The organism is Asticcacaulis sp. P2_C5 (assembly GCF_056404555.1).
This window is the reverse complement of record NZ_JBFUDU010000011.1, coordinates 84265-106331: the sequence shown is the minus strand read 5'-3', so window position 1 is coordinate 106331 and position 22067 is coordinate 84265. Positions and strand designations below refer to the sequence as shown.

Sequence of the window (22067 nt, the reverse complement as noted above, 5' to 3'; positions counted from 1 at the left end):
CTGCGGCGAACCGCCGATTGAACTGGCCGTTCTCGACCGTCAGCCGCCCTTGACACTCGCCGGCAAGGCGTTCCAGAAAATCCGCCGCCGGGCGTAGGTGGTGTCGAGACGCTTCCGCCACGCCTCATGATCCTCGTGCTGGCCGAAGTCATCGATATGGCGGGCCAGGCTTTCGGCCTCCAGGAAAGGCAGGACCGCTGCCTCCTGGGCCTTGTCCGAACCCTGGATCAGGGCGGCTTCGACGATCTGGCGATGCAGGCGCAGCGCGGCCAGCGGATACCGGCTCGACAGGCGGTCGGCGGCAAAGGTCATCGCCTTGTCGTCGTTGCCGTCAAGCTCGCCGGCGCGTTTCAGCACCATGTCGGCAGCCCGTTCCATCGCCGGCCAGGTGATGAGAAAGGCCAGGGCGGCATTGGCGTCCGGAAAGGTTTTCGTAAAGTCCAGGGCTTCGTCCTCGGCCTCGATATCGTCGAAATCGGGAAGTCGTTTCAGATAGGCGCGCAGATGGGCGGCATCCAGGGTGTGATGGAAGCGGTCGAGCCTGGCCTGTTGGGCGTCAAGCTTGCGACCCAGGGCTTCCAGCACCAGAATTCGGACGTCGGACCAGTCATCCAGCACGGCCTGTCGGGGCGTCTGCCGGGTTTCGTCGAGGACCTGCAATGCCCGGTCGGGCCTGCCGCCATCGAGCAGCCGCCTGGCAATGCGCGCCGCCTGGGCCGGCATGTGGCGGTCGGTCTGCAGGGCAATGTAGGAATCGACATCGCCCAGGGCGTCGGCCAGGGCCAGAAGCGCTACGCGGATCGAGTCGGCGCGCGGTCGTTTGCGCAGGCTTTCCGACGCCGTCAGCACGCGCTTGCGCCAGCGCTTTGCGGAACGCGGCCGGATCGCGGACGCCTTTGCCGGTCCATGGGCCGAGGCCATGACCAGGCTGCGAAGTTCGACAAGGGCATCGTGACCCAGATGCGTGGCCAGGTCGCTGATCAGGGTATCGTTCTGACCGTAGGTATTCTGCGCAACCGCGGCGACGATCCGGGGCAGATCCAGGAAGACGTCGTGTTGCGTTGTCGGCAGGATGCTGCCGAGGTCCTGACAGGCTTCGCGAAAAACGCCTACCACGCCGCCGGAAGCATCGCTGGTGCGTTCGATGATGTCGTCGCCAAGGCCGATCAATTGCCACATCAGGTCCGCCGCATCTTCCGGATTGGAGGTCGCGACCTGTTCGGCAATCAGCCGGCGTTGGGTATTCAGATCGCTGCGGAAGGCTTTGAGGGTCCGCCAGCCGACATTGGTCGTCGCGGCGCCGATGGCGGTCAGGCGTTTGCGGATCTCGTTGCCGAGTTTGTCCGGGCTTTCCGCGCCAGCCAGTTCGAAGCGAAGCCGTCGTTTGGCATTGGCGTTGCCCTCGCTGATTTCCATCAGAAGTTCCGCCAGTTGCGCGGCGCCGAGCGCTTCGAGGTTCTTGGCGTTCAGGGTTGTCTTGGAGGCCATGGCTGCAAGTTAGGGCGTGAACGGATCAAGCTCAAGGGGATCAACGGAAACAAGGTTTATAAAACAGTTGCCACGGCCCGGCGCGTTTTATAACAACACCATTCAGACGATTAGGGAGACCGCACGTTGAACTCGGGTATTGCCCTGCCCAAAAACGCGGCCAAGCATGTCGTTCTCGGCTGGGGCTGTACGCAGATCGTTGTCGAAACGCCGGTCGATATCCGTCGCGGCGTCTACGATATCGGGCGCATGGGTGCCTATAGCTATATCGCCGGTGGCGACGGCACGGCGATGCGCAATATCGCGTCGATCGGCCGGTTTTGCTCGATCGCGGGCGGCATAAGCACCGGCCAGGTCCAGCATCCGACGCAGTTCCTCAGCCCGCATCCGATGTTCCAGTTGACCTATACTGACCGCTGGCCGGACGACGCGCCGCTTCAGCGTTATTATGCCGAAAATGTAGAATCTTTTGCCCGCTCGAAGGCCGGGTGGCGCAAGATCGTCAATGCGCGCTTCGGCAAGATCGAGATCGGCAACGACGTATGGATCGGCGAAGGCGCCGTCATCGCCCAGGGCGTCAGGATCGGCGACGGCGCGGTGATCGCCGGCCGGGCCGTGGTTACCCGCGATGTCGCGCCCTATACCGTCGTCGGCGGCATTCCGGCCGTACCGAAAAAGCTCCGCTTCGCGCCCGAGGTCGTCGAAGCCCTGGTGCGCCTGCAGTGGTGGAACTACGGGCTGGACGCGCTGCGCGGCGTCGATATCACCCGTCCTGACCATGCCGTCGAGGTGATCGAGGCCAATATTGCCGCCGGCCTGCCGCTGTTCGAACCGAAACGGTACCTGCTGGGCAACGGCGGTTTGGTGGTACCGGAAGAGGATACGGTGGCGGGATAATCAGGAGACGACCGCTCACGGCCTCGAACGGATTATGTCATTTCCTCTTCGGATGGCGGCGTAATCCGCTTTTTTTCATAGTCACTGTGACGCGACACTAGTTACAGACCTCGACAAAGCAGTTTGCCGTAAGTCGCCCAACATCGGGATCGGTGCTCAACTCGACTTCGTTCAGGATGCCGGAATGCAGGCTGGTCGTGCTAAATGCAATCAGGCGGTTGTAAATCCCTTCGACATAGTCGATCTGTGAATAGCGTGGCGTTTCCGTGCTGACATAGGCCTGGGGTGTTACCAGCGTTTCCAGTTCCTGGGTAACCTGAGCGCAGTACGGCTTGAAGCGCTCGCCGGCGACGGATTCATACATCGTCGGCAAATGGCGAAAAAACGCCGTACCGCCATAGGGCTTTTTGAAGAGAAAATGAATAAGGGCGACGCGAAAGGGGTTCGAAGAATCAAAATGCGGGACACATTGCTCTGGTTTCAACGCCTTAACATCGTAGGTCGCCAGGCCGAAATAGCTGTCGAGGCTTACCGGCTTGTCTCTTGGAATGAAGAAAACGCCTTCCAATATCGGTCGTAACGCCGGCAACAGGGTTGTACCGTAGTTCTGCGGCAAGACTCCATTCATCCCGGGATAATAGGACGTTCCATGGGGCGTCCTGAACTGGCCATGTTCGACGGCGTATTTTACAAGTTGTTCGGGATACCGTAAAACGCTGTCGATAATGAGCAGGGGCCGCCGGTCGATACCCATGAAGCGCGCCTCGATACGCGCCGCAGGATTATAGCTGAGATCGGGAATGTTCATTTTTTCCATGCCATCAAATTAGACAGAGTTTAGATTGTTTGCAAATCTGCCAAACCTGATATCCGTATAGGGTCGATAAGGCGCTCTGGCATTGACAGGCAAATTTATACTGCTAACGCATGGACTTAACTCAAATTTCGTATCCTGAATTTTGGCTTGGGTGATACGACAAGGGCCGTGTATGTCTCTCCCCGATCCTGTTCTTAATCCGAATGCGCAAGCCTCGAGCTTTGTCGTCGGACATGAAGGTTCCACCATTCTTGTCATCGACGATGTCTTCGGCAATGCCGCGGAGATCGAAGCCTATGGCCGGCGCGAAGCCGCCTTTGTCCGGCCGCCCACCTTCTACCCGGGCCTGAATGCGCCGTTGACTCAAGCCTTCATGACGCAACTTGCCGAGGGGTTGCTGGCGCCACTGGCAGCGACTTTTGGCCTGTCTTCTGAGGAGGCAAAGGCGGAAAACGGCTATTTCGGCCTGGTGACGATCATGCCGCGGGCGCTTCACATCATGCAGACGATACCGCACGTCGATAATCTCAACGGCCGGAGCCTGGCGGTTCTGGTTTTTCTGTGCGACGAGACGCAGGGCGGTACGGGTTTTTACCGCCATCGCAGCACAGGCATCGAACGGCAGACACCGGCCACGATCAAGGCCTATGATCAGGCGATGCGGTCGGAGATGGCCAATCTTGTCGCGCCGGGTTACACCGTGGGAGACCACCCGCTTTTCGAGCGGATCGGCAAGGTTGACTTACGTTATAACCGGTTGGCCGTCTACAATTCCAATCTGCTGCATTCGGGACAGGTCAACCCCTCCCGGCTTAGCTCCGATCCGGCAATCGGGCGTCTGACCCTGAACCTGTTCTTAGGGGCCCCCACCGCCTGAAGGGTTTGCGCCTTAGGGGGTAATTAGGTTATTTCCGCTTCGGATGATGGCGTGGGCTGCCTTTTTTTGTGCGATGGGCCGCGGGCCTGGCGTGCGGATGTTGCGCCAGCAGCTTTGCCGCCATGTCGGCGATACCGGTCTCGGCGCAGCCCGGCGCGAACGACGTCTTGCCGACCTCGAAGGTCTGGCCGCGGGCATAGCTGTCGTCGTCTGGAATATAGCCGTCATAGCCGTTGGTCAGGGTCAGCAGGATGGGATCGCGGCCGGCATTGCGCTTGCGCAGGGTCTGGTCGATATGCGTGACGACTTCGCCGGAAACCGCCAGCAGGTCGATATCGCCGATGCCGAGATAGGACAGGCGCAAAGGCTTCGTGGCCGCCGGATCGGCCTTGGCCGGGCAGTTCAGTATCGCTTGCGCTCCGCGAAGGGGGACTGTGACGGCGCGCGGTTTCATGGCGTTCGTAACGCGGATGATTTCGCGGCCAAGGTTCTCGCCGAAGCGCTGGGTGATGATGAAACCTGCGTCTTTCAGGTCGCCGGTGACGACCTTGCCGCTGCTGTCGGGTTCCATATAGAAGGACATCAGGATCGGGTTCTGATCGCCGGCGGCGCCGCTGGTCCACAGGGTCATGGTACCCGGACCGTAATGGTCGTCGACGAAGGTGTCGGTGACGCCGGGCAGATCGGCGCTGACCATGGCGTTGCGGCCATCCGGCGCGGTTTTGGAACTGTGCAGGGTGACGGCGTGGACAGCATAGTTGGCGAGAATGGCGAGCGGCGTCTTGTCGGAACGGAAAAAGGCCGTGACGCGTACGGTTTTATCGGACGGGCCTTGTGGATCCTGGCCCAGGATAAAGCTTGATCCCACCTGTTCGTCACGGTTGATATTGAGAAAGGCCTGGCCGTCGCCGCGGCCCACCGTGACGGGCTCGGGGTGGCTCAACGCCTGGGATATCGCTGCCATGATGCCGTCGCTGACGGTCTGTTCATAGCCCCTGGCCAGCGACCATGGCACGGTATGACAATGGGTGACCGACAACAGAATATGATCGGCGGGAATGCCATAGGTGGCCGTGATTCTCGCCACGATCCGGTCATAGGCATCGTCCGGCAGTATGATCATGTCGGCGGCGACGATCAGGGCCCTGGTGTCCTGGCTCTGCAGAAACAGGGCGCGGGCGAACAGCGAGTCATGGATAGCGACCATCGGCGCGTCGCCCGTGCCGTTATCGAGCGGAAACAGGGCCGGAGCGGGGTCGATATTGGCCTTGCCTGTGCCGGCCATCAGGCCTACCGGCGCGGCTGTGGCGTGGGGCGCGATGAGACAGGCAGTTAGCATGCACGTCGCGAACAGATGTTTCAGCATGCGGCTTCTCTATTAAGATGTTTGATCCACAGATTACACAGATTACACAGATTTTTCAGTGCTTTAGCTGAAATTTTTTTTGCGCTGCGAACTATATCGATCGCGAAGCGACCCATTAAATCATCTTGGTGACTGCCGGTGATGCCGCGCTCGAACAATCTGCGTAATCGGTGTAATCTGTGGATATACCTTTTACTTGTCTCATTCCGCCACGCCGGCAATGGCGCCGGGGCGGTGGGATTCGGTTGTTTCGCGAAGGATAATCTCATGCGGCACGATATGGCGCACCTGGGTATCGCTCGGTTTCAGGACGTCGCCGGCAGCTTTCAGGATCTGGACGCAACGCCTAGCCATTTCGAGATAGGGCTGACGCACGGTGGTCAGGGTCGGCCACACGGCCGATGAGATCGGCGCGTCGTCGAAACCGACAACGGCCAGGTCTTCGGGGATTCGGATGCCCATCTTGTGTGCCACCGAACAGGCGGCGGCGGCCATTTCGTCGTTGCAGGCAAAGATCGCGGTCGGACGGTTGGGCAGGCTGAGCAGGCGTGTCGTTGCTTCGATGCCCGAGCGGAACGAGAAATTGCCTTGTTCCACATAGGCCTGCGGCGGACGCGGCGCGCCGACGACATCGAAGGCTTCATAGAAGCCGTTGCGGCGCAGGAGTGACGCTGCGTGATCGGGGTGGCCGCCGATATGGGCGATTCGGCTATGGCCCATCTGCAGCAGGTATTCGGTGACGCCACGCGCCGCCAGGTGGTCGTCCATGGCAACCGAAGCATAATGGCTGTCGGGCGTCGAGGGTGAAATCAGGACACAGTTGATATTGCGACTTTTCAGGAAGCTTTTCAGCGGACCGAAATCGCACAGGGTCGGCAGCAGAATCATGTCGCTGATCTGGGCGTCGGCGATAAAACGGTCGAGATAGTCTTCCCAGGCGACGAGCTGCGGGTCGAACAGTTCGATGGTGAGATATCTGTCCGCCTCCATGCAGGCGGTCAGCATGGCGTGGTGGAAGCGCGCCTGGTAGCCGCTGGACGGATCCTCGAGCATCAGGCCGATCGAGCTTCGCGCGCCCAGCCTGAGTTGGCGTGCCTGGGTATTGGGACGATAGTCGAGACGCGAAGCTGCCTCCAGCACGCGCTCCCGCGTCACCGGCTTGACGGCCTTGTCTTCATTGAGCACCCGGGACACGGTTTTCGCCGACACGCCCGCCAGGTCCGCGATGTCATATATCGTCGCCATATCCTGCTTCAAGTTCCCCTGTTCCTGGTCCCGGGCCGCGCTCTGCGACCCGTAGCGTTTCATGATGCACTATTGCAACATGCGGAACGCAACATTCGATATTTCGGTCATACGTTATGACATCGATGACAATTTTATTGACATAATGTTGGCTCTTTGCAAAAACCAGCATGTCGGAAATGGACATCTCGTCATTTGTAATATGATGATGCTTGGCGGTGCAGTCAAGTTATTTAATTATAACAACGAGTTATTCACTTTCTCTGTGCGTGGGCATTTTTTGTCGAATAGGACAAAAATTGACACAAGCAGTGTTCTAATGGACACAAGGGGCAAAAAGGCGCCGGCGCCAAAGGGTCAAGTTGGCCATGAAGAGTCACTCTGTAAGAGCTCAACAACAAATTAGGGACGAAAAACACATGTCATCACACTTAGTCGGGAAAGCGTTGTTCAAGGGAGCCCTGGGCGTCGCCCTTATGACGGGCGTATCCCTGACAGCGCTGTCAACAAGTACCTTCGCGCAGGATGCAGCACCTGCCGCCGCCTCGTCCGATGCGACGGTTGTCGTCGTTACCGGCATCCGGGGCAGCCTTCGCAGCTCGATGCAAGCCAAGCAAAAAGGGCAGGGCGTCGTCGATTCCATCTCGGCGGAAGACATGGGCAAGTTCCCGGATACGAACCTCGCCGAATCTCTGCAACGCATCACCGGCGTGTCGATCGACCGTTCCAACGGCGAAGGCTCCTTCGTGACCGTCCGCGGTTTCGGACCGGAATTCAACCTGGTGACCCTGAATGGGCGCCAGATGCCGACATCGACCTTGGGTGATGGGGCCAGCGCGCCGTCGTCGCGTTCGTTCGACTTCGCCAACCTGGCGTCGGAAGGTGTCGCGGGCGTCGATGTCTACAAGTCGGGCCGCGCGTCGGTCGATTCCGGCGGCATCGGTTCGGTTATCGTTATCCGTACGCCGCGTCCGTTCGACAAGGCCGGCCTGCGCGGCAGCGTCGGCGTCAAGGCCGTGTACGACACCTCGCAAAATTCCGGCACTGACGCGACTCCGGAAATCTCGGGCATCATCAGCGACACCTTTGCCGACGACAGGTTCGGCGTCCTGCTGACGGGTTCGTATCAAAAGCGCAGTGCCAGCAACAACGACTTCAGCGCCGGCTGGCGCGACGGTTACCTGGGTAGCGAAAACAACTGGGGTTCGCTGGCTCAACCGGGAACGCCCGGCGCCGCCAAGATCACCAACCGTCCGGATCCGACCGACGTCTACGAAGTCCAGCAGAACGCCGCCTACGATATCCATGATATCGAACGCGAACGCGTCAATGGCCAGTTGGTCCTGCAGTTCCGTCCGACCGATACCCTGACGGCGACCGTCGACTACACCTATTCGAAGAACAAGGTCACCGATCGTCAGTCGTCGACCGGCGTGTGGTTTAACTTCAACGACGTGTCCAGCGCCTGGACCGACGGCCCGGTGGCCGGTCCGGTCTGGTATTCCGAACACTTCGGCGCCGGCGAAAACAAGGACCTGTCCTATTCGGGCAGCCTGGTGGCCAACCAGACCGAAAACAAGTCGACCGGTATCAATCTGAAGTGGCGCCCGCTCGACCAACTGGCCGTGGAACTGGATGCGCATCATTCGACCGCGGAATCGACCCCGACCAGCCCGTATGGCTCCAACATGTCGGTCGGCACCGCCATCTTCGGCGTCGCGGACCAGAAGGTCAGCTACGACAGCTATCTGCCGGTCCTGACCTACAGCATGCATCCGGGAATCGATTATCTGGACAAGTCCAGGGTCACGCCGACGGGCAACGCCTTCCGCAACGCCTATTTCAAGGACCAGATCGACGAAGTCCAGTTGAAGAGCCGTTACACCTTCGAAGACGCCGGCTTCTTCGACAGCCTCGATTTCGGCGTGTCGACGATCGACAACAAGGTTCGCTCGGCCTTCGGTTACATACAGCACGATACCTGGGGCGGCGTCGGTCCGGCCTCGGAAGTTCCGGACGACGTCTTCCACCTCGTCAGCCTGCCCGACAAGTTCGACGGCCTTGACGGCGCCAGCGGCATCCCGCCGCAGTACATCGCGGCCGACTTCGAAGACCTGGTCGCCATCCTGGACAGCAAGCACCAGGTCTGCGGCGGCACCCTGAGCTGCCTGGCACCGTATTCGACCGATCGCCGCATCGAAGAAAAGACCTTCGCTTCGTACGTTCAGTTGAACACCAAGTTCGACATGTTCGATCGTCCGGCCCACGTTGTTGCCGGCCTGCGCTATGAAACGACCGACGTCGACTCGGCGGCCCTGGTCCCGGTTCCGACATCGACGGCCTGGGTCGCGGCGAACGAATTCAATATCGCCTTCAACGGCGGCAGCGATTTCACCGCTTTCAAGGGTCACTATCAGGAACTGCTGCCGGCTATCGACTTCGACTTCCGTCCGCTGGAAAATGTCGTGGTTCGCGCCTCGTCCAGCACGACGATCACGCGTGCCGACTATGCCAGCATGCAGGGCGGCCGTACGCTGGACCAACTGTTCCGCGTCGGCGGCGGCACAGGCAGCCAGGGCAATCCCGGACTGCTCCCCTACGAATCGAAAAACCTCGATCTGTCGGCGGAATGGTACTACGGCAAGGAAAGCTATGTTTCGATCGGCTATTTCCATAAGGACGTATCGAACTTCATCTCGACCGGCCGGTTCAACGCCACGGCGTTCGGCCTGAAGACACCGTACCAGGGGCCGCGTTACAACGCTGCCGTTGCGGCTGGTGCCGCGTCGATGCCCGGCGGTATCCGTCAGTACATCTTCACCCACTATCCGGCTTCGACGGTGCAGACGGGTACGGACAGCTCCGGTTTCATCACCGGCAATATCCTGGGCCTGCCTGAAGATCCTGATCTGGTCTTCCAGATTACCACGCCGACGAACAGCGATGTGACCTCGGCCCTGCATGGCTGGGAATTCAACGTCCAGCACAGCTTCACGGATACGGGCTTCGGTTTCATCGTCAACTACACCAAGGTTGACGGCGATGCGATCTACGACAACACCAAGCCGGCCAGCGTAACGCAATTTGCACTGACGGGCCTCAGCGACAGTGCCAACGCGGTTGCCTTCTACGACAAGAATGGCATCCAGGCACGTATCGCCTACAACTGGCGTGGTGAATTCCTCGCCGGCACCGGACCTAACCCGGCCTATGTCGAGGCCTATGGCCAGGTCGACGGCAGTGCAAGCTGGGAGTTCAAGCCCGGTGTGACCGCCTTCGTCGAAGGTATCAACCTGACCAACGAAAGCCGTCGCGTCCACGGTCGCTCGGTCAACAACGTCCGGTACGCGGCGCCCGGCTTCGCCCGGTATGCTGTAGGTGTTCGCCTGACCTTCTAGTCGACTGAACTCCAGCTCTAACGATAATGTTGAGAAGCTATCCCAGGTCCGGGATAGCTTCTCTTCACTTCGCCCAGTATACTGTCTTCGCCTTGAGGACTCTTGAGTTTCCATGGACAACCCTGTGACTGAGCCCATCACGGAGCCAATTACTGAGATCGTGGTCGTAGGCGGTGGAACCGCCGGTTGGCTGACGGCCTGCGTATTGGCCGCGTCTGCCGATCCTTCCGCAAAATCCAGATTATCCGTTACCCTGATCGAATCTCCCGATGTGCCGACGATCGGCGTAGGCGAGGGGACATGGCCGACCATTCGCCGGACGCTGCAGCGCATCGGCATCGGCGAGACTGAATTTCTGCTGGCCTGCGATGCCTCCTTCAAACAGGGATCGCGTTTTGACGGCTGGCGCGATGGCACGCCCAATGATAGCTACTTTCATCCCTTCGTGCCGCCACCATCCCTTGAAGCTGGCGATTGCGTCGCCGCGTGGCGCGACGGCGGTAATGCGAAATCCTTTGCCGAATTTGTCGGCCCGCAGCCGGACATCTGCGCCCTGGGGCTGGCGCCGCGTCAGCGGACGATGCCCGACTTTGCCGGCGCGCTCAACTACGCCTATCATTTGGACGCCGTAAAGCTGGCAAGGCTGCTGTCGCGCCATGCGACGGAAAAGCTTGGTGTGCGGCATATTTCCGACCACGTGACCCATGTCACACGCCGCGACGATGGCGATGTGGCCGCGGTCGAAACCCGGGCGCACGGCGCCATTGGCGGGCACCTGTTTATCGACTGCACTGGCCATGCGGCCCTGCTGATCGACGGTTGCTATGGCGTGCCCTTTATCGATCGCAGTTCCGAACTGTTCAATGATCGCGCCCTGGCGGCCCAGATCCCGGTGCCGCCGCAGAGCGCCATTGCATCCCAGACCACGGCCACGGCCCATGCCGCTGGATGGATCTGGGATATCGGACTGCCGACGCGCCGCGGTATCGGCTGCGTCTATTCATCGTCCCATATGAGCGATGGCGAGGCCGAGGCGGCGCTTCACATCTACCTCGGCGCAACGGTGCCGGGAATCGATCTGGCCGCCGTGTCGTCGCGGCGGCTCAGCTTCCGTTCGGGGCATCGCGAACGCGCCTGGGAGCGCAATGTCCTGGCCATCGGCCAGGCCGCCGGCTTCCTCGAACCGCTCGAGGCCTCGGCCATTGTGATGATCGAACTGGCGCTCGAGACGTTGGTGCATAATTTCCCTGGCAACCGCGCCGCCATGGATGTTCAGGCACGACGCTTCAACGCCTTGTTTCGCTATCGCTGGGATCGGATCGTCGAGTTCCTGAAGCTGCATTACGTGCTGAGCCGCAGGCAGGAGCCCTACTGGCAGGACCATCGTGCGGCAGCGTCGATTCCGGCCCGGCTGGCTGATCTTCTGGAAGTGTGGAAATATCAGGCGCCGTCCGAATTCGATCTTCCGGCGGTTCAGGAAGTGTTTCCCGCCGCCAGCTATCAATATATCCTGTTCGGCATGGGTTTTGCTGCAGCACCGGACGGCGTCATGAAAATACCGTTGCGGGACGCTGCCCTCCAGGCCGTCAAACAGGCCGGTCAGCGGACGCGGGCACTGGCCGCCGGTTTGCCAACCAATCGCGCCTATCTCGATGCTCTTAACGAAAATCTAAATCAAAATCAGTCTTCCTCAGGGTTTTCCACAGACCCCTTGCTTACGAGAGAAATGAACGGGTGAAATGTCAAAACATGCGATTCTGACCGCGGACACGCATCGCGACCTGCGTGTTAGCACCTACCGCGGCCCCGAGATGGGCGACGATGTCATGTGCTGCGTCACCGTGCCGGCGGAATTCCGTCAGGTGCAGAATGAATATCCGATCCTCTTTCGGATGAATGCCGAACGCGACGCTTTCTCGGCCTTCGCCTTGTTCGGTTTCGAGAACGGCGAAAACCTGTTTCTTGACGGTGACCGCTGGACGGCGCGTTATCGCCCGCTGGCCATCGATATCCAGCCCTTCCTGATTGGCCTGCCGACCGGCGGCAAGGGTGAAAAGCAGGTCCATATCGATATGGCCAGCGCGCGGATCTCGGACGGCGAGGGCATGCGGGTGTTTGACGACCATGGTCGGCCCACCCCCTATATGGAAACCATTGCCGAAAAGCTGGGCGAACTCGACGCCGGCTATCAGGCGTCGGCCGACTTTTATGCGGCGCTTGTAAAATACAATCTGCTCGAGCCGATGGCGCTCGACATTACCCTCAATGACGGTTCGACGAACCGGTTTGTCGGCTTTCATGTCATCCATGAAGAGCGGTTTCGCGCGCTCGAAGCGGACGACGTGGTCGCGCTGCATGCCAAGGACTATCTGTTGCCGATCTATATGGCCTTGGCCTCACTATCCAATATCGGCGCGCTGGTCGACCGCAAGAACAGCCGTCTGTTGAATGTCTGACGATAGCCACAGCCTGTTCGCGACACTGGCGCGCATTCCGGAGATAGAGGTCGCCGATGCGGCAGATTTGGATGCGCGTTTGAAGGCGGCCGACCGCCCCTTCGTCGTGCGCGGCCTGGTGTCTGGCTGGCCGCTGGTTCAGGCGGGCCGTCGGTCGGGTCGCGATGCGCGCGACTATCTGTTGCGGCGGCGGCGCGATACCCGGTTTGTGGTGTCGGTCGGCGAACCGGGTTCGGGCGGGCGGCTGTTTTACAACAGCGACATGGCGATGAATTTCCGCACGATGAAGACTAAGCTGCCGGACATCTTCGCCCAGATCGATGTGGCCGAGACGATGAAGGATCCGCCGCCCATCTATCTGGCCTCGATCGATGTCCATGAATATTTCAACGGCCTGCATGAGGAAAACCATGTCGACCTCGGCGACCGCAATTGCATGGCCAGCATCTGGATGGGCACGCGGACGCGCATAGCGGCGCACAACGATTTTCCGCACAATCTGGCCTGTGTCGCGGTCGGGCGGCGGCGCTTTACGCTGTTTCCGCGCGAACAGTTCCGCAATCTGTATCTCGGACCGGTAGACAATACGCCGGCCGGACGCGCGGTCAGCATGGTCGATTTCCACAATCCCGACTTCGAACGTTTCTCGCGCTTTCGCGAAGCCCTGGCGCACGCCCAGACCGTGGAACTCGAGGCCGGCGACGCGCTCTATATCCCGTCCATGTGGTGGCACCACGTCGAAGGGCTCGAGGCCTTTAATGTGTTGGTCAACTACTGGTGGCGTGAGACGCCGCGCTGGCTCGGCCAACCTCAGGAGGCGCTTAACCTGGCCATGATGGCCATTCGCGGCCTGCCGGAGGACGAACGCCAGCACTGGCGCGACATGTTCGACTATTATGTATTCTCCAATGGCCCCGAGGTCGTCGATCACATTCCCGAAGAGGCGCGCGGCGTCCTGTCGCCGCTTACCCCCGAAAGTGCCGCGCGTATCCGCGGATTTTTGTTAAGGCAACTCAGCCAATGAACCAGCACAAGACCATGCGTATCGTCGTCGCCGGCGGCGGCACCGCCGGCTGGATGGCCGCTGCGGCCATCGCCCGGACCATGGGCCGCACCGTCGCCCTGACCCTGGTCGAATCCGACGCCATCGGCACGGTCGGGGTGGGTGAATCGACCATTCCGCCGCTCGTCACCTTCAATCGCCTGCTCGGTATCAACGAAGCCGAATTCATGCGGGCGACCGAAGCCACCTTCAAATTGGGCATCCTGTTCGACGACTGGAAGGACGTGGGCACGCGGTATTTCCATTCCTTCGGTGCGACCGGCAAGGACCACTGGTCGGCCGGGTTTCAGCACTTCTGGCTGCATGGCCTGCAAAACGGGCACACGGCCTCCTATGACGACTACTGCCTGGAACTGGTGGCGGCTCTGCAGGGCAAGTTCGCCCACCTGCCCGACGACCGGATGAACTATGCCTACCAGCTTGACGCCACGCGGTTCGCCAAGTTCCTGCGCGACATGGCGATTGGCGATGGCACGCGGCGCGTCGAAGGCAAGATCGCCCAGGTAGACCTCGATGGGGAAAGCGGAAATATCGCGGCGCTGCAGCTGGAATCGGGCGAACGCATCGAAGGCGACCTGTTTCTCGACTGCACGGGTTTCCGCGGCCTGTTGATCGAACAGGCGCTGCATGCCGGCTATGACGATTGGACGCACTGGCTGCCGTGCGATTCCGCCATTGCCGTCCAGACCGAAAATACCGGCCCGGCGCTGCCCTATACGCGCGCCATGGCGCACGACGCCGGCTGGCAGTGGCGCATTCCGCTGCAGCATCGCACCGGCAACGGCATCGTCTATTGCAGTCGCTACCTGTCGCGCGATGACGCGATGGAACGTCTGCTGGCCAAGGTCGAAGGCAAGGTCATTACCGAGCCGAACGTCCTGCGCTTCGTTACCGGAGCGCGGCGGAAACAATGGCACCGCAACTGTATCGCCATCGGGTTGTCGAGCGGATTTATGGAACCGCTGGAAGCGACCAGCATCCATCTGATCCAGAGGTCTATCCTCCGCCTGATCCGCATGCTGCCGCAAGGCGAGGTCAGTCCACGCGATATCGCGGAATTCAACGACCAGCAGAACCAGGACATGGTGCAGATCCGCGACTTCCTGATCCTGCACTATGTGGCGACCGATCGCCGCGACAGCGCCTTCTGGCGTCATTGCGCCAGCATGGCTATCCCCGACTCGCTGGCCCAGAAGATCGAGCTGTTCCGTGAGACCGGGCGCGTCTTCCGCAAGAACGAGGAACTGTTCGCCGAGAACAGCTGGGTCCAGGTGATGATGGGGCAGGGGATTATGCCGCGCAGCTACCATCCCATTGCCGGCAAGCTCAGTCCTGAAGAACTGAATCGCCTGCTGACGACCCTGCGCGACAATGTCAACAAGACCACCGCGTCATTGCCCCAGCACGCCGCCTATGTGGCGCAATACTGCCAGCCCACACACCCGACGGCCGAAGTCCGGGCTGCGGTGTAACGTTCGGCGGCCAAACGATGCTTGATATAGTCGTGACAAATGCGACGAGCTACCTAAGTCGTCGAAGGGCGGCGATCGGACATCGAAGATGCATCGGGAAGATACAGTCACTTTCCAATAGTTTTGCCCACAGATTTTCACAGATTAACACAGATTTTCAATAACTTAATTGTCGCAACAGCGGCTTGTCCAGCAGATAAGGCCCGCTGCGCGGTCGAGCACACCAGATGCTTAAAATCTGTGCTAATCTGTGAAATCTGTGGGAAAATTCTTTCTTTTCAAATTCTTGATAGCGCACGCGGGGGCGAAATAGAATGTTGTACCAACTTACGCCAGAAACAGGCGTGGCGCAAAAAGACCTTCCGTGGCGATGAAGCCACGGAAGGCAAAATTGCCAGTTGGGGGGGAAGAACAGAGGCCGTCTCAGGCCTCCGGAAGGCACATGTCCTGACGGACATGTGGTACGCACACACGGCGAAACTGCCGGTGACCGTCGCCGAAGCGTCCGTGAGCCAAAGATTCACGAAATGTCTCGACTTGTCCCTATAGTCGCTCAAAATGACACTAAATGTCAATCTAAATGTCATCGATGTCTTTTTTCAAAAGTGGTTTTCGGCGAATAGGCAAGGGGTAGCGCTAACATGTTGCCGCAGTTGTCATCTTGCAACACTTTCGGCGAGGGACTAGACTAACCGGACAAAGTTAGGGAAGACATGTCGACAATCTATGATGTGGCCGAACTGGCCGGCGTTTCGGCTAAGACCGTGTCACGTGTCCTCAATGAAGACAAGGCGGTGAAGGACTCGACACGCGCCCGTGTCCTGGACGCCATGAACAAGCTCGACTACCGAATCAATGCCCAGGCAAGGCAGTTGCGCCTTGGACACGCCAAGACCTCCGTCGGGATTCTGCTCGAAGATCCGGCCGGCGGCTACCAGGGACGTTTTCACCATGCGATGATGACGGCCTGTATGGAGGTCGGAAAATACCTCGCCGTTGAACTGTTCGTGCCAGGCGAGCGTCAGTTCGATGAGGACATGGAAAGGTTTATCGTCGATGCCGACCTCAAGGAACTGGTTCTGCTGCCACCGCTATGCGATTATGGTAAGCTAAAGACCTTTTTGAAGGCGCGCGGCATTCATTGCGTTCTGATCTCGCCGACGACACCGGACACGCAATACCCGTCGGTGGTCATGGATGACCGCCTGGCAGCGCGCGACGTCACCGACTACCTGCTGTCGCTGGGGCATAGGCGCATTGCCCATATCGCCGGCCATCCCGATCACGCCGCATCCCTTCTGCGACGCCTCGGTTTTCACGAAGCCTTCGAGGCCGCCGGCCTGCCGCGGCCGCCGAAAAACTATGTCGCCGACGGCCTGTTCAATTTCCGCTCCGGAATCGAGGCGGCGGAAAAGCTCTTGCACCTGGCGGATCGCCCGACCGCTATCTTCGCCTCCAACGATGAAATGGCGGCGGCGACCTGTACCGTGGCCCACAAGATGGGACTGAATATTCCCGCCGACCTGTCGGTCGTCGGTTTCGACGACGCCCCCATATCCTCGGCTGTCTGGCCGGCCCTGACGACCGTGCGCCAGCCCTATCTCGAAATGGCGCGGCGCAGCTTGCAGATTCTTGATATTGGCGGCGATGCGACCCTGCCCCGCGATGCCCAGATGCGCCATATCCTGCCGCACGAGATCATTGTACGGGAATCGACCGGCCGGATTTGACGCAGGATTACCGCGCGCAGATATGTCATTTCCTTTATATCGACTGGTTTTGGCATGGGCAGTAGCGGTATTTTGGCAACATGTGAGCATGTGCGGTATAAATTCGGCACAAATTGTATGAAATAAAATTGGTAAAGATGAAATTCACTTAATTGGTTGTCGGCTGAATAATATTTCGCCCCATAAAACTCGTATTGGGTAATACGCGTTCTGTATTGGGGACAGCAATGGCATACATTTCTAGTAAATTTAATATAAACAACTGGAAGCTCACCCTGCCGGTCGACACGGGCGGCGGAAGTGGCGGCAGGGCGGCGGAAGTCACCAGACTGACAGGGTTTGAGGACGTCAGGCACTTCCACCTCGGTCCTGACGGATCCATGATCCTGACGGCTTTGGTGGACGGAGCAACGACTTCAGGCACCAAATACGCCCGGTCCGAACTTCGGGAAATGTCGAACGGATCAGAAGCGGCGTGGAACCCCGCCCAGGGTGGTGTCATGACGGCGACCTTGTCCGTCAACGAACTCCCGGTGCTGACCAGCGGTGCGGCCGGAAAGATCATCATTGGCCAGGTCCATGGTGAAGATGAGGAACTGGTCCGCCTATACTATGACGATGGGCATCTATACTTTGTAAATGACCAGGCCGGCGCCAAGAACTCCGAAATGCATTTCGAGTTCGCCAATGCGAAAGGCGCTGCTCCCAGTGTCGAGCTCGGCGAGAAGTTTTCCTACAAGATCGAGGTGACGTCCAAGCTGGTCACGGTGACGATACTGGCCGACGGCGAAACCTATGTCGCCAGTACGGCGGTGAACGCTGTTTGGAAAGACGACAAGCTCTATTTCAAGGCCGGCGTCTATATGGGCGTCAACAAGGACACGGGCAGCGGCAATGGCGAAGTCGCCTTTTACGGACTGGATTTTGGCCACTCGGCGGGCGCCGGGCTGGGCGGATTGACCAACCTGTCGTTGCCGACGGCCACTGTCGACCTGACCGGGGCGGCCGACCGTGACGTTCTGCGTGGCGGCGCCAAGGCGGATACACTGAACGGCGACGGCGGCGACGATTTGCTCAATGGCAATGGGGGCAATGACAGGCTGTACGGCGGCGCCGGCGAGGATCGTCTGAACGGCGGCGCCGGTGGTGATCGCATGGTGGGCGAGGACGGCAATGACACCTATATCGTCGACGCAACTGCTGATGTGGTTGTCGAGGTCGATTCGCGCGGATTGGGCGGTGAGGATCTGGTGCTCTCTTCGGTCAGCTATACGCTGAGCCAGTATGTCGAAGGGCTGACCCTGACGGGTATCGCCAATCTCAATGGCTATGGCAATGCCGCGGCCAATACCCTGACCGGCAATGCCGGCGCCAATGTGTTGGATGGCGGGACCGGCGCCGATATGATGCGGGGGCTGGCCGGCAATGACACCTACTATGTCGACAACACAGCAGACCTGGTCATCGAAGTGTCCGGGGGTGGCAAGGACATGGTGATCAGTTCAGCGTCCTTCACCCTGGGAGAGCAGGTTGAAGCCCTGACCCTGACCGGAACGGCCGTGTCGGGTACCGGTAATGACCTGGCCAATGCCATCACCGGCAATGCCGCCGACAATACGCTGCGCGGTCTGGCCGGCAATGACATTCTGGACGGCGGCGAGGGCCGCGATACGCTGGTCGGCGGGGCAGGGGACGATACCTATATGGTCGACAATAGCGGTGATCGCGCTGTCGAATCCATCGACGGCGGTCATGATATGGTCAAGTCTACGGTCAGTTTTACCCTGGGCGAGAATGTCGACGACCTGAGCCTGACGGAGCTGACGGCGATTATCGGGCGCGGTAACGATCTCGACAACAAGATCACTGGCAGCACCGCCAACAATATCCTGGCCGGCGGTCTGGGGGCGGATACGCTAAGCGGCAGTACCGGCGATGATACCTTCCTTTTCGACACCCGCTTGGGCGGTGGCAATATCGATCTGATCAGCGATTTCAAGTCGAAGCACGACATGATCGATCTCGATCATCTGGCTTTCGGCAACCTGCACCTCGGCAAGCTGACTGCCGCCGACTTCGTCAATGGGACCGCGGCCACGAACGCCAGCCAGCATATCATCTACGATCAGGCGAGCGGTATACTCTATTACGATGCCGATGGTGTGGGCGGTCAGGCGCAGGTGGCGTTTGCCAGGCTGGATCACATGCCATCACTGAGTGCCACCGACATTTGGGTTGTCTGATCCGGGGCGATGCGTCGTGACGGGGCGTGGATCGTGCTGAGAAGACCGATCCGCTTCGGCTTTTGTGCGTCGCGTCGTAAATTTTATTATACCTGTTAAAGGATTGTGAGCGTTAACAGAAAAAAATTGACATATATTTGTGCGATGCACAATATGTGTGCGGGCCGTCGCGGGGTGGCCTGTCCCAGGCAATTTCCGGTCTGTCCATGTCCAACCTAGCCAAGTCTAACCTTGAACGAAGAGCGTTTTTAGCACTGACGGTCCTGGGGCTACCGCTACTTAATGCCTGCCGTTCGGCGCATGCGGCCAGTTCTCGTTATGACTCGACAATCCCGGACCTGCAGTTTCCCGGCTTGAAATCGCCCTTTGATGTGGCCAGCGCGCGTGCGGCGCTCGGGACGCCGGCGACCGATCTGGATTGTGAAAAGCCGCCGACGCCGGTGATCGTGCTGGATCATGAGTCGAAATACGAGGCCGGCACCAACTCTTCCATTGTCGATCCGGACAAGGACGAAGCGTATCAGGACAAGCTGAAGAAGGTCAGCACTTTTTATAACCCGCTGGTCCGCATATCGGACCGCTACGTCAAGTCACAGCCGCGGGCCAGCGAGATTGCCATCTGCGCAGCGCAATGGCTGGAACAGTGGGCGCAAGCCGGGGCCATGGAGGAGGGCGTTACCGAGCAGGGTCGGATGGTCCAGGCCTGGGCCTTGGCCAGCGTGGCCACAACCTATCTTAAGATTCGCCAGGATCCCTATATCAGCCAGGCCAGTCGCAAGATGATTGTCGATTGGCTTAACCGGCTCAAGGGGCTGGTAGTGGCAAATTTCAACAGCAGGACGAGCGAGGTCAGCCGTTCCAACAACCATCGCTACTGGGCTAATTGGGCTGTAGGGGCGACAGCCATTGTTCTGAACGATCCGGAAGCGTTTGAATGGGCCGGGCAGGGGTTCGGGCGGGCGTGCCAGCAGATCGGCGCCGATGGCGTGCTGCCCTTAGAGATGGCGCGACGCAGCAAGGCCTTGCACTACCATAATTTTTCCCTGTCGCCGCTCGTTCTGCAGGCCGAGGCGCTGATCGCCAATGGCGATGCGACGCCCTATACGCGAAACAACGGCGCCATCCATCGCCTGGTCGATCTGGTCTTGACGGGATTAGAAAATCCACAGGTGTTTGTTGAGCAGGCCGGCGAGGTGCAGGATCTCGATGGAACGCTGAAAGACACGCAGTTGGCGTGGATGGAGCCGTACTTTGCCCGTTTTGGTGATGAACGGCTCAAGCCCTGGCTGAAATCCTACCGTCCCATGGTGGCGCACCGGCTGGGCGGAGACCTGACGTTCCTGTTTGCTAAAGACGCCGTCGTCAGCTGAGCCGCCTTCAGGGTGGAATGGCTGATAATTCTGATTTGTACACTTACCTGAAGAGATGTTTATGACCCTGCTGCCCAAGCCCGCGATATCTGAAAATTCCTACGACTTCGAGACGATCGCCCTGGTCAAGGCGACGGGCTTTCGCGAATACGACGCCCGCTGGATCTTCGGCAAGGAGATCAACCTGCTGGGGATCCAGGCCCTGGGCCTGGGGCTCGGGACCTACATATATGAGCGCGGCGTGACGCCGAAACTGGTCACCGGCCACGACTTCCGTTCCTATTCGACCAATATCAAGAATGCCCTGATCCTGGGGCTGATGCAGGCCGGGATCGAGGTCATCGATATCGGCCTGTGCCTGTCGCCGATCGCCTATTTCGCTCAGTTCGACCTCGATGCACAGTGCGTCGCCATGGTCACGGCCTCGCACAACGACAATGGCTGGACCGGCGTCAAGATGGGCTGCCAGGCACCGCTGACCTTCGGGCCGGATGAGATGGGCAGACTGAAGGAGATCGTCCTCGGCGGCTTGGGGATCGAGCGTCCTGGCGGCAGCTTGAAGCGCGTCGACGGCGTCCAGCAACGCTATATGGACGACATCTCATCCAAGCTGAAACTGAAGCGCAAGCTGAAAGTCGTCTGCGCCTGTGGCAACGGCACGGCAGGCGCCTTCGCACCCCAGACCCTGCGCGCCATGGGCGCCGAAGTTATCGAGATGGACTGCAATCTCGATGCGACCTTCCCCAAGTACAATCCCAATCCCGAAGACCACGAAATGCTCCATGAAATGAGTAAGGCCGTGATCGAGCACGGCGCCGACCTGGCGCTCGGCTTCGATGGCGACGGCGACCGCTGCGGCGTGGTCGACAATACCGGCCAGGAAATCTTCGCCGACAAGATCGGGCTGATGCTGGCCCGCGATCTGTCCGCCATCTACAAGGACGCGACCTTCGTCGTCGATGTCAAGTCGACCGGCCTCTATGCCACCGATGAGGTCCTCAAGGCCAATGGCGCCAAGACCGTCTACTGGAAAACCGGCCACAGCTATATCAAGCGCAAGACCGCGGAACTGAAGGCCCTGGCCGGGTTCGAGAAGTCGGGCCACTTCTTCCTGTCGGGTCCGATCGGTCGCGGCTATGACGACGGMCTGGTCGCCGCCGAAGCCGTCCTGTCGATGCTGGATCGCAATCCGGGCAAGAGCCTGTCGGAACTGAAGGACGCCCTGCCGGTMGCCTATACCAGCCTGACCATGAGCCCSCACTGCGGCGACGAGGTCAAGTACGAGGTGCTGGAGCGCATCGTCAAAGAATACGAAGGTYTGTTTGCCGCCGGCACCGARATCCTCGGCCGCAAGATCACCGAGGTCATCACCGTCAATGGCGCCCGCGTCCATCTCGACGACGGTTCGTGGGTCCTGGTCCGCGCCTCGTCGAACAAGCCGGAACTGGTCGTGGTCGTGGAATCCTTACGTTCGGAAGATGACATGCGCGACCTGTTCCGCAAAGAGGTCAAGCCGCGCCTCGCCGCCTATCCCGAAATCGGCGCCTACAACCAGGAAATCTGAAGGGACGCCAGGGGCACGGCCCCTGGACCCTGACTCGTGACAGCGCAGAACCGCGCGGAACTCACTAAAATCAAGGGATAA

General features: G+C 59.7%; 14 protein-coding genes and 1 pseudogene. 11 read left to right on the top strand and 4 right to left on the bottom strand.

Annotated features, from left to right (window positions below):
* Positions 1-39: 39 nt before the first annotated feature.
* Complete coding sequence (locus tag AC1DXO_RS19110) at positions 40-1488, bottom strand: DUF6880 family protein (protein WP_476979776.1); 1449 nt, start codon at positions 1486-1488, stop codon at positions 40-42.
* Between the two features lie 522 nt (positions 1489-2010).
* On the opposite strand from AC1DXO_RS19110, the pseudogene AC1DXO_RS19105 reads away from it, so the two are divergent.
* Positions 2011-2155: pseudogene (locus AC1DXO_RS19105) on the top strand (type B chloramphenicol O-acetyltransferase); the annotation flags it as partial.
* A 327-nt stretch (positions 2156-2482) separates the two neighbouring features.
* Here AC1DXO_RS19105 and AC1DXO_RS19100 read toward each other — a convergent pair.
* Positions 2483-3193 carry a DUF6445 family protein gene (locus AC1DXO_RS19100; RefSeq protein WP_476979775.1) on the bottom strand — a complete coding sequence of 237 codons (711 nt, stop codon included), beginning with the start codon at positions 3191-3193 and terminating at the stop codon, positions 2483-2485.
* Between the two features lie 181 nt (positions 3194-3374).
* Between AC1DXO_RS19100 and AC1DXO_RS19095 the strand changes: the two genes are divergently transcribed.
* Positions 3375-4079: a DUF6445 family protein gene (locus tag AC1DXO_RS19095; protein ID WP_476979774.1), complete on the top strand. Its 705-nt coding sequence runs from the start codon at positions 3375-3377 to the stop codon at positions 4077-4079.
* Between the two features lie 28 nt (positions 4080-4107).
* Here the strand turns inward: AC1DXO_RS19095 and AC1DXO_RS19090 are convergent, their stop codons facing one another.
* Entirely contained in the window at positions 4108-5445 is a 1338-nt protein-coding gene (locus tag AC1DXO_RS19090; protein ID WP_476979773.1) for a hypothetical protein, read from the bottom strand.
* Between the two features lie 201 nt (positions 5446-5646).
* Positions 5647-6690, bottom strand: coding sequence for a LacI family DNA-binding transcriptional regulator (locus AC1DXO_RS19085; RefSeq protein ID WP_476979772.1), 1044 nt, complete (start codon positions 6688-6690; stop codon positions 5647-5649).
* A gap of 419 nt (positions 6691-7109) precedes the next feature.
* Here AC1DXO_RS19085 and AC1DXO_RS19080 point away from each other — a divergent pair, with 419 nt between their 5' ends.
* The 9 genes from AC1DXO_RS19080 (at position 7110) to AC1DXO_RS19040 (ending at position 21986) form a co-directional block, all read left to right on the top strand.
* Positions 7110-10088, top strand: coding sequence for a TonB-dependent receptor (locus AC1DXO_RS19080; RefSeq protein WP_476979771.1), 2979 nt, complete (start codon positions 7110-7112; stop codon positions 10086-10088).
* 124 nt (positions 10089-10212) lie between these two features.
* A complete protein-coding gene (locus tag AC1DXO_RS19075) occupies positions 10213-11826 on the top strand; it encodes a tryptophan halogenase family protein (RefSeq protein WP_476979770.1) in 1614 nt (537 codons plus the stop codon).
* 1 nt (position 11827) lies between these two features.
* Entirely contained in the window at positions 11828-12544 is a 717-nt protein-coding gene (locus AC1DXO_RS19070; RefSeq protein WP_476979769.1) for a SapC family protein, read from the top strand.
* The gene (locus AC1DXO_RS19065; protein ID WP_476979768.1) at positions 12537-13568 is read left to right on the top strand and encodes a cupin-like domain-containing protein; all 1032 of its coding nucleotides are present in this window, start codon (positions 12537-12539) and stop codon (positions 13566-13568) included. The genes AC1DXO_RS19070 and AC1DXO_RS19065 overlap by 8 nt, the downstream gene beginning before the upstream one ends.
* Positions 13565-15079 (top strand): tryptophan halogenase family protein, encoded by a 1515-nt coding sequence (locus AC1DXO_RS19060; protein WP_476979767.1) that lies wholly within the window; start codon positions 13565-13567, stop codon positions 15077-15079. The genes AC1DXO_RS19065 and AC1DXO_RS19060 overlap by 4 nt, the downstream gene beginning before the upstream one ends.
* A 713-nt stretch (positions 15080-15792) precedes the next feature.
* Positions 15793-16809 carry a LacI family DNA-binding transcriptional regulator gene (locus AC1DXO_RS19055; RefSeq protein WP_476979766.1) on the top strand — a complete coding sequence of 339 codons (1017 nt, stop codon included), beginning with the start codon at positions 15793-15795 and terminating at the stop codon, positions 16807-16809.
* Between the two features lie 227 nt (positions 16810-17036).
* Entirely contained in the window at positions 17037-19052 is a 2016-nt protein-coding gene (locus AC1DXO_RS19050) for a polysaccharide lyase family 7 protein (protein WP_476979765.1), read from the top strand.
* Positions 19053-19189: 137 nt separating this feature from the next.
* Entirely contained in the window at positions 19190-20422 is a 1233-nt protein-coding gene (locus AC1DXO_RS19045; protein ID WP_476979764.1) for an alginate lyase family protein, read from the top strand.
* 61 nt (positions 20423-20483) lie between these two features.
* On the top strand, positions 20484-21986 hold the full coding sequence (locus AC1DXO_RS19040; RefSeq protein ID WP_476979763.1) for a phosphomannomutase/phosphoglucomutase: 1503 nt from the start codon (positions 20484-20486) through the stop codon (positions 21984-21986).
* The last annotated feature ends 81 nt before the right edge of the window (positions 21987-22067 follow it).